This window comes from Moorella glycerini (genome assembly GCF_009735625.1).
Classification (GTDB): domain Bacteria; phylum Bacillota; class DSM-521; order Neomoorellales; family Neomoorellaceae; genus Neomoorella; species Neomoorella glycerini.
Window position 1 is genome coordinate 2,196,825 of sequence record NZ_CP046244.1, and the last position, 13,123, is coordinate 2,209,947.

The window sequence follows — 13,123 nt, forward strand, 5'->3', positions numbered from 1 at the left end:
GCCCCCAGAGGAATTTGCCTTGCAATGCAGAATTTACCTGTGAGTTAATAGAAGGGTGGGATATTAATGGCCACGGAAACAGCAGCGGAAATTCAGCTGGTAGTCTTCCAGCTGGCCGGTGAAACTTACGGCGTTGATATTAACCACGTTCAGGAAATCATCCGCATGCAGAGCATTACCCAGATTCCCAGGACCCCGGCCTTTATCGAAGGGGTCATCAACCTGCGCGGCCGCATCATCCCGGTCATCGACCTCCATAAACGCTTTGACCTGCCCCGGGCTGAGCTCACGAATAACACCCGCATTATGGTGGTGGAGCTGGGCCAGGTGACGGTGGGCATGATCGTCGATTCCGTTTCCGAAGTCCTGCGCCTGCCGGCTGCCAGCATCGAGCCGCCGCCTCCTATAATCAGCGGCATTGATGTGGCCTATCTTAAGGGTGTGGGCAAGTGGAATGAGCGGCTGATTATCCTCCTGGACCTGGACCGGGTGCTGAGGGAAAGCGAACAGCGCCAGCTGCAGCAGGAAATAGCTGCCGGGGTGGATACCAGATGAGCGAGCTGGATATGTCCCAGTACCTGGGTATTTTCCTCGATGAAGCCGGGGAGCAGCTCCAGCAGCTGGATGAAGCCATTGTCAAGCTGGAGCAAACTCCCGATGATCTTGACCTGTTAAACACCATCTTCCGGGCGGCCCATACCCTGAAGGGTTCTTCTGCGTCCATGGGCTTTAACCGTCTGGCCACCCTTACCCATCGCATGGAGAGCGTCCTGGATCTCTTACGCCAGGGGAAGCTCGCCGTTTCCCGGGAGATCATTGACATCCTCCTGGCTGGCCTGGACAGGCTGCGAGCGCTAAAAGACAGCATTGCTGCGGGCAACGGGGATGAGGGTGAGGTGGGAGATATAGTTACCCGCCTGGAAGCCGTCCTGGCCGGCCAGGCGGCAGTCACTTCCCGGGACAAGGCACCTGGCAGGGAAACCCTCACCCTCGACGACATTGAGCAGAATGTCATCCGCGCGGCTCAAGTGAAAGGTTTCCAGGCCTATGAGATCCGGGTGCAACTCGAAGCAGGCTGCCAGATGAAGTCGGCCCGGGCCTACCTGGTCTTCAACAACCTCAAGGAGGCCGGCGAGGTCATCAAAAGCGTCCCCCACACCCAGGACCTGGAAGCCGAAAAATTTAATGATACCTTTACCCTGGCCTTTGTCAGCCGGGAAGATGCCGACACCCTGGCCAATATCGTCAAGTCCATATCGGAAATCAAAGATGTAACGGTGCGGCCCATTGTCCTCGAGGAAGACCAGGAGGCGGCAGCGGCAGTCCCTGCCCCCGGCCAGGATAACGGCGTCCCTGCTGCCAGGGCTAATGGCAAGGCGGGGGAACAACGCGTCAGCCAGACAGTCCGGGTAGATGTCCAGCGCCTGGAAAACCTCATGAACCTGGTTGGCGAACTGGTCATTGACCGCACCCGCCTGGCCGAAGTGGGCAACGGGTTGAAGGCCCGCCTGGGCAACGAAGAACTCCTGGAAACCCTGGAGGAAGTCTCCCTGCACATTGGCCGCATTACCTCCGACCTCCAGGAAGAGATCATGAAGGCCCGCATGTTCCCCATTGACCAGGTCTTCAACCGTTTCCCCCGCATGGTCCGGGACCTGGCCCGGAAGGCCGGCAAGGAGATCGACTTTATTATTGAAGGCCGGGAAACGGAGCTGGACCGGACGGTTATCGAGGAAATCGGCGATCCCCTCATCCACCTGCTGCGCAACGCCATTGATCACGGTATTGAAGCGCCGGAAGCAAGGCTGAAGGCCGGCAAGCCCCGTCACGGCACGGTTCGCCTGCGGGCCTTCCACCAGGAAAACCAGATTGTCATTACCGTAGAAGACGACGGCGCCGGCATGGACCCGGAAAAGATAAAAGCCAGGGCGGTGGCCAAAGGGCTGATCAGCCGGGAGGCGGCTGCCAGGCTGGGTCCCCGGGAAGCCCTGGATCTCATCTTCCTGCCGGGCTTTTCGACGTCAGAGAAAGTTACCGATGTTTCCGGCCGCGGCGTGGGCATGGATATCGTCCGTAACCATATTGAAAGGATCAACGGCACCATTGACATCCGCACCACCCCCGGCAGGGGAACGTGTTTCACCATCAAGCTGCCCCTGACCCTGGCCATCAACCGTTCCCTCCTGGTCCAGGTCGGCGGGCGGGTTTATGCCTTCCCCCTGGCCAATGTGGTCGAAATTATCGCCATCACCCCGGCCGACGTCCAACGCGTCCACCGCCAGCAGGTGGTAGTCGTCCGTGGCCGGGTGCTGCCCCTCATTTACCTGGGCCAGGCCCTGGGCCTGGCCAGGGCTGTGCCGGCGGGAGAAAATTATGCCGTAGTTATAGTCGGCCTGGCGGAAAAACAGATCGGCTTTATTGTCGACAACCTCATCGGCGAGCAGGAGATTGTCATCAAATCCCTGGGGAATTTTATCGGCAAGATACCGGGCATTGCCGGGGCCACCATCATGGGCGACGGCAGTGTGGCCCTCATCTTAGATGTCCGCAGCCTGGTGGATAACCTGGGGGTGGAGGCGAGCCGTGAACTGGCCAGTTAAGGTCCTGGTCGTCGACGATTCCGCCTTTAGCCGGCGGCTGCTGCTGGACATCTTAAAAGCCGATCCCGGTATCCGGGTGGTGGGTTACGCCCGTAACGGCCAGGAAGCCCTGGAAAAAGTGGCATCCCTGCAGCCGCAGGTGGTAACCCTGGACCTGGAAATGCCGGTTATGGACGGCCTGGCGACACTGAAAAGCCTCATGGCCAGCCATCCGGTGGCCGTCATCATGCTCTCCGCCCATACGGCCGCCGGGGCTGAGGTGACCATTAAAGCCCTGGAGCTGGGTGCCGTAGATTTTGTCCTGAAACCGGTAAAACCCGGCGACGTACAGGAACTGGCCAGCATCCTGCCGGAAAAAATTAAGGCGGCGGCCAGGGTACAGGTGGGGCGTCTCTGCCGGGGTAAACCTTGCCGGGAAATTATCCCGGCACCTTTTATTTCTCCCCGGCAGGGCCGGGTAGAGGTTGTCGCCTTCGGCACCTCCACGGGAGGCCCGGCGGCCCTCCAGGAGGTGCTGACCGCCCTGCCCGGCGACCTGCCGGCCGGGATAGTAATTGTACAACACATGCCCCCGGGTTTTACCGGCCCCCTGGCCCGGCGCTTAAATGAACTGGCCGCCCTGGAAATCAGGGAGGCGGCAGCGGGGGATATTATCCGGCCCGGCCTGGCCCTCATCGCCCCGGCCGGTAAACAAATGCTCCTGGAAAGGCAGGCGGGCGGCGTCCAGGTGCAGCTGGCCGCAGAGGCCGAAGTGCCTACTCTCTTTAAGCCCTCGGTAGACGTGCTCATGCTCTCCGTAGCCAGGATATACGGCTCCAGGAGCCTGGGGGTAATACTCACGGGCATGGGGAACGACGGCGTCCGGGGCCTCAAGGCTATTAAGGAGCAGGGCGGCCTGGTGCTGGCCCAGGATGAAGGGACCTGTATCGTCTACGGCATGCCCCGGGCAGCGGTGGAAGCCGGCCTGGCCGACCAGGTCCTGCCCCTGCCGGCCATAGCCGGGGCTATTGTATCCTTAGTTGCTCCTCGCCCTTAATTTCTTATGCTTGTACCGTCAGTTAAATTACACTTTATTTAACTATGGTTCATAAAAGGGAGTGGGTACGGAGTGGGTACGGAGATGGTAGGGCTTTGCTGTTAAGTTGGATTTAAATCCATGATCTTTGCCTGCTGCCGGCCGGGTAAAGTTCACTGCCGACTTGCCGATATAGAAACTAGAGACAAAAAAATATCTAGCAGGGGTGTAAGGGCTTGAAGATTACAGGACAGGGACCGGTATCCTGGAACCGGGTGCGCGCAGCCTACCAGCAACCTGCCGATGTTAAAGGGCAGGGAGGGGTGGATAAAGCTTTCGCCGGCGCCGACACCGTCCAGCTTTCCGCCGGCAGCAAGCTCATCCGGGAATTAAAGGCCCGCCTGGAGGAAGTAAACGACACCCGCGCCGGCCGGGTAGAGGCCATCCGCGCCGCCCTGGCCGCAGGTACTTATAAAATATCCCTGGAAGAGGTGGCAGCCGCCATCTTGAAGGAGATGGGCCGGTGAGGGAACTGGCCGACGTTCTACGGGATGAGCTGGCGGCGGTACGGGAACTCCTGGCCGTAGGCCGGCAGGAACAGGAAGCCCTGATGACCGACGATCTGGCCGGCATCCGGGCGGCTACCGGCCGGAAAGGGGAACTCGCCCGCCGTTTGGCCGTCCTGGAAGAGGAGCGGCAGCAGGCGATGGAGGCAAGCCCGGAGACAAGCGCGGCAGGCCCCCCTGCCTCCCGGCAAAACAGCCGTGAGGACGACGAGGTAAATCGCCTCCGCGACGCCCTCCGGCAGGCGGTGCGGGAGTTCCAGGAAATCAACGAGACCAACCGCCTCCTGGCGCGCCAGTCCCTGGCCTACGTGCAGAAGATGCTCTCCCTGTTGCTACCGGAAGGCTCAGGCCCCGGAATAATGGACCGGCTGGTCTAGCCGTTGCTTACCGGTGGCAGAGGGACCGGTTGTAATTTCACGTTTGGCGGCCAGCCAACGATAACAGGACCGGCAAGGTGACGGCAAAAACTTTTAGCAGGGGGTGAAGAGGGGTGCCGGGAACCTTTTTCGGCTTCAATACCGCCCTGCGCGGCATGCAGGCCCAGCAGCGGGGCATTTACACAACTTCCCACAATATTGCCAACGCCAATACCGAGGGCTATACCCGCCAGCGGGTGGTCCTGGCCACCTTGCCCGCCTATCCCGTTCCATCCATGAACCATCCCGGCGGCACCGGCTGGCAGATTGGCACCGGCGTCTTCAGCCAGGAAACCCGCCGCCTGCGGGAAGAGTTTTTGGACAGCCAGATTCGCCGGGAAACCGGCTCCCTGGGCCAGTGGGAACAGGTCCAGGATGTTTTAAAGCAGGTAGAGATCGTCTTCAACGAGCCCTCGGATACCGGCTTTAACACTATGCTGAGCCAGTTCTGGGCCTCCTGGCAGGAACTCTCCAAGTACGCCGAAAGTTCCCCCGTAAGGACCACAGTGGTCGAAACGGCTAACGCCCTGGCGGAGGCCTTCCGGCACAGCGCCGCCCAGTTGAACCAGATCAAGGACGATATTGACCAGACAATAGAGTTAAAGGTCAAAGAAGTAAACTCCCTGGCCCAGCAGGTTGCCGATTTAAACGGCCAGATCAAAAATATTATCGCCGCCGGTGACCAGCCCAACGACCTCATGGACCAGCGGGATTTGCTGCTGGACAGGTTGAGCAAGATAATTGATTTTACTATTACAACATCTAGTAATGGCACCATTACCATCACATTAGGTGGTGGTGGAAACTTAGTAGAAGGAATAGATGGCAGTACCATTCATGAACTTCAATCTTCCGGTTCAGCTGTTAGTTGGGTAGAGGCCACTCAACCGGCTTTAAATATTTCTAATGGCGAGTTGTTTGGTTTACAAAAAGCCAAGAGTGAAGTAGATACTTATTTAACAAATTTAGATACTTTGGCTGGCGAGTTGGCAACGGCTGTTAATAATATACATACCAGTGGAGATGATTTATCCGGAACAGGTGGAGAAAATTTTTTCGTTGCTAACGGTGGGGGGCCAATTACAGCAGGTAATATTCAAGTAAACCCCAACATTAAAACTAATGTTACCAAAATAGCAGCTGCAAGCAGTGGTGGAGGGCCGGGCGACGGCAGCAACGCCCTGGCCATAGCCCAGCTCCAACATGAGTTGATACCAGGTCTTTCCAACACAACCTTTGACGACTATTACAAAAACTTCACCGCCAAACTGGGCGTCGACGCCCACGAGGCCGTCCGTATGACCACCAACCAGGGCGTCCTGGTTGACCAGCTTACCAACCGCAAAGAATCCATATCCGGCGTCTCCCTGGACGAGGAAATGGCCAGCATGCTGCAGTACCAGCGGGCTTATGAAGCCGCGGCCAGGATGATTACCACCCTGGACAGCATGCTGGATAAAATCATCAATGGCATGGGTGTAACCCGCTAGGAGGGGAAGATAAATGCGCGTAACCAATCGCATGCTCAACAACAACGTCATCCGCAACATCAACCGCAACCTGGAGATCATGTCCCGCACCCAGGAACAGATGTCTTCCGGCAAGGCCGTGAGCCGCCCCTCCGATGACCCCATAGTTGTCGCCCGTGTCCTGGCCTTTAAAACCTCCATCGCTGCCAACGACCAGTATAAAAAGAACATGGAAGACGCCCGCGGCTGGCTGGACGCCTCCGAAAGGGCCCTGGATATGGCCACCGCCACCCTGCAGCGCGCCCGCGAACTGGCCGTCTACGGCGCCAACGGCACCATGCCCGATGAATCCATGGAAGCCCTGGCAGCGGAAGTAGATCAGCTAATCGACGAGATGGTGCAGATAGGTAATACCTCTTATGGCGGTCGTTTTCTTTTTGCGGGTACTGATACACCTGAGGCGCCATTTGAAAGGATAACGGATAATACGGATCCTGAATTTCCTGTGAAATATAATGGCGATACCCAGAAGCTGGATTGGGAAGTAGCGCCTCAAGTGACTATAACCGTCAACGAAAACGGTAAGTATGTTTTCAATCAGGCCATTGATACAAATGGCGATAACACCGCGGATAAAGGTATTTTTAAGCTATTGTATGAACTCTACGAGGCATTAAAGAACCATAACAATACTCAAGTATCAAATACCCTGGGCCAGTTCGATCAGGCCATCGACCATATCCTCGATATCCGTGCCACCCTGGGTGCCAGGAGCAACCGCCTGGAGATGGCTACCTCCCGCCTGGACGATACCCAGATCGGCCTTACCAAAACCATGTCCAAGCTGGAAGACATCGACCTGGCCGAAACCGTCATGAATTATAAAAACCAGGAAAATGTTTACCGCGCTTCCCTGGCCACCGGCGCCATGGTCCTGCAACCGAGCTTGATTGATTATCTGCGTTAAAGTCCCTGGTGAAAGACGACCCACCTTTAGCGATCTAATCGCTGGGAAGGGGAGACAATCGTTATGAGGTTTAATTTAAAAAGAAGATTAGTATTGCTGCTGGCGCTGGTAGCAATATTTTTTTCCTGCGGCCAGGCCCTGGCAGCCGCGGCGCCGCAGATAACCAGTATTTCTCCCGCCAGTGGACCAATGACCGGCGGTACCTGGATTACCGTCAACGGCTCTAATTTTGCCGTTGGCGCTTATGTTTATTTTGGCGCTAACCCGGCGGCGGAAGTAATTTTTCGCAGCTCAAGCAAGCTTGATGTTAAGACGCCTGCCAGCGCAATTTCCGGTTCAGTAGATGTCAAAGTTGTTAACCCGGACGGCCAGGAGAATGTCAAACTGGCAGGTTTTCGCTATGATCCGGTAGTAACCGAAGTAACGACAGCGGAAGGCCGGACAGGCAGCACCGTTGGCGGCCAGGCAGTTACCGTTAAGGGCGGCGGCTTTCAGAATAACCTGACCCTATACCTCGGTACTGGCCTGGCTACGGGAGTAACTGTTTCTTCCGACGGCACAACCATCACTGCTCTGACGCCACCGGGGTCGGTGGGGAAAGTAGCAGTTAAAGTGGTCAATCCTGATGGTGGCACCGGAATTTTACCGGCAACCGACGAAAAAACATTTGCGTACCGTTTGAGCCAGCCGGCCATCGCCAGTGTTTCTCCCAATAGGGGCACCTGGATGGGCGGTACCGAAGTGACGATCAGGGGGCAGGAATTAAGTTCTACAGGCGTGGTCCGTTTTGGCGGTAGTCCGGCTACTATTAAACAGGCCAACGGCATTACGGAACTGGTGGTGGTGACGCCGCGCGGTTCGGTGGGAATTCAGGATGTCACCATTACCAATCCCGATGGCCAGACAAGCACCGTAACTAATGACAGTAAGTATGAATTTATTATCACGCCGGTTATCGACTCCATTACACCCAACTACGGCAGTCCCCTGGGCGGGACCACAGTAACCATTACCGGTAGTAATTTCCCGCCGGCAGGGCAGGTTGGCGTTACCTTCGGGGGTATCGAGGCCACAGTAACCGAGGTGACTTATGGATATATTAAAGTGAGCACCCCGGCCGGTGCCCCGGGTGCGGTGGATGTAGTAGTATATGACACGGCGGATACAGCTAAGGCTTACAGGGTATTTCAGGGTTTTACCTATGTAACCGAAATGAGCAGCCCGGCTATTACCACCATCAACCCTAACGCGGGCAGTAAAGACGGGGGTACGGAGGTTACCATTATTGGTAGCGATTTTCGCTCCGGCGTTGATGTCCCCCTGAAGGTCAAGTTTGGTAATATCTATGCGGGGCAGGTCACGGTAAAAAGTACTACCGAACTCTTAGTTATTACACCCCCAAGCCCGGTAACCGGGCCCGTAGATGTTACGGTGGAGAACCCTGATGGAGGAAAGTTTACTAAGCCCGACGGGTTTACCTACCTGGCGCCGGAACGGGTACTGTTGATAACCAGCGTCACTCCCAACCAGGGTTCCATGGAAGGAAATACGCCAATTACGGTTAATGGGGCCAATTTTATTAATCCTGGTGATCCTACTGTTGAAAGCGTTGAACTCACTATTGGCGGTAATGCTGTAAAAAATCTCACCTGGGATCCCGGTAACAAAGCATATAAAGCCGTTACACCCCCCGGTTATGGTACCCAGGATGTTATTTTAATAATAAAACGATGGCAGGATTCAAATTTAATTACTGAAAAGGCCATTTTAACCGGGGGGTTTACTTACAGGGTACCGGAAAGCCACCCCAGTATTACTAAAGTAGAGCCTGCCGGGGGGCCCCTCTCAGGTGGTACCTTAATTACTATTACCGGTAGCGATTTCCGGGCGCCAAAAGCAGGGGAAACGGTACAGGTCTTTATAGGCAATTTGCCGGCTACTCAGGTCCGGGTAATTAGCGATACGCAAATTACGGCTGTTACCCCGCCTTCAGCCAATACCGGCATCAGGGATGTCACCGTTATCAACCCGGATCTGGCCACGGCGGTGCTTCCCAATGCCTTTACCTATGTGGCCAACACCATGACCATCGTCAGCGTAACACCTGACAAGGGCCCGGTGGATAGACCCACACCCATTACTATTACCGGCGCTAATTTTAACCAGGATAAGGACGAGCTGGGCAATATTAATATTGTAGTAGAAATAGGCACCCAGGAAGAGGGTTTTTTACCTGCCACCAACATTAACGTCAGCCAGGACGGTTCTACCATCACGGCAGAGACGCCCATTGCTACTGCCGGTACCAAGGACGTGGTGGTGCGCAACCGTTTTGGCAGCGCGACCCTGCCCCAATCATTTACCTATTATGTGCCGCCCAGCACACCGGAAATTACCGGAATAAATCCCTCGCTGGGGCCTACTACCGGGGGTACTCCTGTTACTATTTATGGCGACAGGTTCCAGGCTAAAGCCTCCGTTACCATTGGCGGGGCTACGGCTAGCCAGGTAGAGGTGGTAAGTCCTACCGCAATCCGCGCTATTACCCCGCCCGGCCAGCCCGGACCCCGGGATGTAACGGTCACCAATCCTGATGGTGGCCAGGTAACTCTCCCGGAGGGATTTACTTACATCAGCCACCCGGTAATCAACAGTGTCTCGCCTGACCGGGGGAGTGCCGCGGGGGGTACGATTGTAACCCTGCGCGGTACCGATTTTTACCCCGCGATGCAGGTGTATTTCGGCAGCATTACCGAAGTAGTTTATGGTACGGTAAGCGGTAGTGTGTACCAGCAGGTTCCAGCGGCAGATATCCAGGTTATTGACCGGCAAACGGCAAAAGCCCGTCTCCCGGCATGGACGGCGGGGGGCATCGATCCCCAAAAAGGTTTAAAAGTAGACATTGCGGTGGTAAATACCGACGCTACTCTAAGCGAGAATGGCGGCAGTTTTATAGCCAGGGATATATTTACCTACTACCAGCCCTTAACCTCTCCCCGGGTGGACCAGGTTACACCCAGTTTTGGGCCTGCCCAGGGCGGTAACGAAGTCCTCTTTACAGGTAGCGGTTTCCAGCCGGATGTAAAGGTCTATTTCGGCTGGGAAGAAGCCAGGGTATTGGAAGTTACTCCCAATCAAGTCCGGGTCAGCGCTCCGGCCAACACTCCCGGCTTATACGATGTTACGGTAGTCAATGTTTATGATACCGGCATTTTTGTCAAAGAAGATGCCTATGAATACCGCCAGCCCTTGACCGCGCCCAGGATTTCCGGTGTCTTCCCCTCTTATGGACCAGCTCAGGGCGGGACCCTCTTGACCATCAGCGGGGAATATTTCTGGCCGGGCGTGCGGGTGTTTGTCGGGACTAACGAAGCCTTCCTTTATGTCGATAATGAAGGCAAAATAGTACCTAAAGAGCTGGGAACACGCATGATTAGTCCCCTGGTAGCCTCTGGTGGCAAGGTTATCTATGTCCATACCCCTGAGGGACCAAAAGTCGGGGATACCTACCTGATAGGGCCGGTAGACGTTAATGTTGTCAATCCCGACGGGGGCAGCGCCACCTTACGCGGCGGGTTTACTTACAAACTGCCCGACAGCCGGCCAGCTATTACCAGCGTCAGCCCCGGAACAGGGACTACCAGGGGCGGTACCCCGGTAACCATTACCGGCAGCGATTTCCGGCCGGAGCTAAAGGTTTACTTTGGCGGGGTGGAGGCCATTGTTAAAAATATCACTCCCACTGCCATTGCCGCCGTCGCCCCGGCCCATGATGCCGGCCTGGTAGACGTCACGGTGGTAAATAAGGACGGCGGCGTTGCTACGGCTTACGGGGTTTTTGAGTACCGCGTGCCGGGAAGCGAACCGGTAATTAAAAGCCTCGACCCCCACGTGGGTAGTGTCCTGGGGGGGACAACGGTGACCATCAGCGGGGAAGATTTCCGGGACGGCGTTAAGATCTTCTTTGGCGGGGTAGAAGCCGCCAATGCCGTACGGGTTGATTACCAGACCATCACTGCCACCACGCCGCCGGGGCCGGCGGGAACGGTGGACGTTACGGTAGTCAATCCCGATGCTGGTTCTTATACTTTAAGCCGCGCCTTTACCTACCAGAGTTCGGTACCCCGGATCGATGCCGTCGTGCCGGAGCGCGGTCCAAGGGAAGGCGGCATTAAAGTAGTTATCCGCGGCGCCGACTTTATAGCGCCGGTGCAGGTTTATTTTGGCAGCGTGGCGGCGCCAGTCTACAGCGTCACCGAGGGCGGCACCATGATTGAAATTGCCCTGCCACCTGCTGCCGGGGGTCGCCTGGGGGCAGTAGATGTTAAGGTCATCAACGGTGATGGCGCCGGGGCAGTGCGGCCAAAAGCCTTTACCTATGTACTCCCCGACAGCCAGCCGGTCATTACCGGTATTGAACCCGCCAGCGGCAGCACCCTGGGCGGCAACTGGGTGACCATCACCGGCGAGGACTTCCGCCAAGACCCGGAAGTTTTCATCGGCGGCCAGCCGGCCCTGGAGGTAAAACTGGTTGACGGGCAGACCCTGCGGGTGAAGATGCCGCCCCACAGCGAAGGCCCCAAAGACGTCACCGTGACCAACTATGATGGCGGCACGGCTACCCTCCTGGCGGCTTATACTTACAAACTACCGGGAAGCCAGCCGGTTATTAATAAGGTGGAGCCCAATCGAGGTCCCCAGGTGGGCGGGACGGCCATTACCGTGACCGGCCTGGACTTTCGCGAAGGGGTAAAGCTGTATGTCGGCGGCGCCCCGGCCGGGGATGTGCGCCGGGTGGATTACAAGACCATTACGGCGCTGACGCCGCCCGGGAGCGAAGGAACGGCCGATGTAACGGTGGTCAATCCCGACGAGGGTACCTATACCCTGGCTAAAGGCTTTACCTATTATCACGTAGAAGCGCCGGTTATTAGCTCTGTTAACCCCAACGAAGGACCGGCCACCGGCGGGACGGCCATCAGCATCAGCGGCAGCAAGTTTGCCCGGGGGGTAACCGTCCTGATCGGCGGTACACCGGCCCAGAACCTTGAAAGGGTGGACGATACCCTGATTAAAGCCACCACCCCGCCCGGAAGCGCCGGGTGGCAGGAGTTGCGGGTCGTTAACCCCGACGGTGGCTGGAGTGCCCTGGCCCAGGGTTTCCATTACCTTAAGCCCCGGGGTGTACCCGAGACGCCTTCATGGTTTATGGCTACGGTTAGTAACGACCATACAATAAAATTAAGATGGGGTGCGGCGGAATTTGCCAATTACTACGAAATCTGGTCCAGCAAAACACCCGGCGGTCCCTACGAGTTTTTGCTCCAGACCAAGGAAACTACCTTTTATAGCGAGGCCTTACCGGAAGAAGCGGGATATTTCTTCCGGGTGAGGGCAGTCAATGAGTTTGGCTATTCTGCTTTTACCGGGGAAGAATATGCCGAAGCTGAGGAAGAGAACGGCTATGAAAACGAAAATGCCCAGGTAAGCAAAACGGAGGTTGTCATTAAACCTGTTGCCGGTACAGTGGAAGCCACTTTGAGCCAGGAGGGACTTTTAACCAGAGACTACCAGCTGGACCTGAACTCTTCCCATTATAATAAAATTAAACAGTACGTTATCCGGGTGGCGGCCGGGACGGCCAGGCAGGCCAGCGGCACTTTAAATATCCGCACCGGTGACGTGTCTGTGGCCCTGCCAGGTACCGCCCTGCTCAATGTCTACCGGAGCACCCTGGCCGGCTTTGACGAGCGGGATGCCTGGGTAGAGGTTATCCTGGCAGACCTGGGCCAGGCGGAGGCTGAAGCCGCTTTAAAAGAATTGCCCCGCGGGGCGCGGGTTATCTCCCGCGTCTGGAGCATCAAGCTCCAGGGGAGGACGGGGCGCCGCCTCCATCCCCAGCTTTATTTCCCGGCGGAAACCGTCCTGTCCTTTACGTCATTACCAGTAGCAGCCAGGAAACCCGTCATGTATTTCTTTACTCCCTATAGCAATAGATGGCAACCAGTGACTACCCTGTATGCGCCCCAGGTTGCCCAGCTGCGTTTACCAGGAAAATATGCCCTGGTTGATATGGGGGTACAGTAATTT

The 13,123-nt window shown here is 56.6% G+C and carries 8 protein-coding genes; all 8 read left to right on the plus strand.

What is annotated here, in order from left to right; genetic code table 11:
• Positions 1-66 precede the first annotated feature (66 nt).
• The 8 genes from MGLY_RS10910 to MGLY_RS10945 all read left to right on the plus strand — a co-directional run bounded on the left by MGLY_RS10910 (position 67) and on the right by MGLY_RS10945 (position 13,120).
• Positions 67-555 carry a chemotaxis protein CheW gene (locus MGLY_RS10910; RefSeq protein WP_156273781.1) on the plus strand — a complete coding sequence of 163 codons (489 nt, stop codon included), beginning with the start codon at positions 67-69 and terminating at the stop codon, positions 553-555.
• Positions 552-2,600 (plus strand): chemotaxis protein CheA, encoded by a 2,049-nt coding sequence (locus MGLY_RS10915; RefSeq protein ID WP_156273783.1) that lies wholly within the window; start codon positions 552-554, stop codon positions 2,598-2,600. Before MGLY_RS10910 ends, MGLY_RS10915 begins: the two co-directional genes overlap by 4 nt.
• Positions 2,584-3,636: a protein-glutamate methylesterase/protein-glutamine glutaminase gene (locus MGLY_RS10920; protein WP_156273785.1), complete on the plus strand. Its 1,053-nt coding sequence runs from the start codon at positions 2,584-2,586 to the stop codon at positions 3,634-3,636. Before MGLY_RS10915 ends, MGLY_RS10920 begins: the two co-directional genes overlap by 17 nt.
• Positions 3,637-3,851: 215 nt before the next feature.
• A complete protein-coding gene (flgM, locus tag MGLY_RS10925; protein ID WP_156273787.1) occupies positions 3,852-4,142 on the plus strand; it encodes a flagellar biosynthesis anti-sigma factor FlgM in 291 nt (96 codons plus the stop codon).
• Positions 4,139-4,558, plus strand: coding sequence for a flagellar protein FlgN (locus tag MGLY_RS10930; RefSeq protein ID WP_156273789.1), 420 nt, complete (start codon positions 4,139-4,141; stop codon positions 4,556-4,558). The genes flgM and MGLY_RS10930 overlap by 4 nt, the downstream gene beginning before the upstream one ends.
• Before the next feature lie 113 nt (positions 4,559-4,671).
• Positions 4,672-6,087 carry a flagellar hook-associated protein FlgK gene (gene flgK, locus MGLY_RS10935; RefSeq protein ID WP_156273791.1) on the plus strand — a complete coding sequence of 472 codons (1,416 nt, stop codon included), beginning with the start codon at positions 4,672-4,674 and terminating at the stop codon, positions 6,085-6,087.
• Positions 6,088-6,100: 13 nt separating this feature from the next.
• Positions 6,101-7,033 carry a flagellar hook-associated protein FlgL gene (gene flgL, locus MGLY_RS10940; RefSeq protein ID WP_156273793.1) on the plus strand — a complete coding sequence of 311 codons (933 nt, stop codon included), beginning with the start codon at positions 6,101-6,103 and terminating at the stop codon, positions 7,031-7,033.
• A gap of 63 nt (positions 7,034-7,096) precedes the next feature.
• Positions 7,097-13,120: an IPT/TIG domain-containing protein gene (locus MGLY_RS10945; protein ID WP_156273795.1), complete on the plus strand. Its 6,024-nt coding sequence runs from the start codon at positions 7,097-7,099 to the stop codon at positions 13,118-13,120.
• The last annotated feature ends 3 nt before the right edge of the window (positions 13,121-13,123 follow it).

Bases quoted from the DNA above. Each gene is read 5' to 3' on its own strand.
- MGLY_RS10910 (WP_156273781.1), top strand. From the start codon at position 67: ATGGCCACGGAAACAGCAGCGGAAATTCAGCTGGTAGTCTTCCAGCTG.
- MGLY_RS10915 (WP_156273783.1), top strand. From the start codon at position 552: ATGAGCGAGCTGGATATGTCCCAGTACCTGGGTATTTTCCTCGATGAA.
- flgL (WP_156273793.1), top strand. From the start codon at position 6,101: ATGCGCGTAACCAATCGCATGCTCAACAACAACGTCATCCGCAACATC.
- MGLY_RS10945 (WP_156273795.1), top strand. From the start codon at position 7,097: ATGAGGTTTAATTTAAAAAGAAGATTAGTATTGCTGCTGGCGCTGGTA.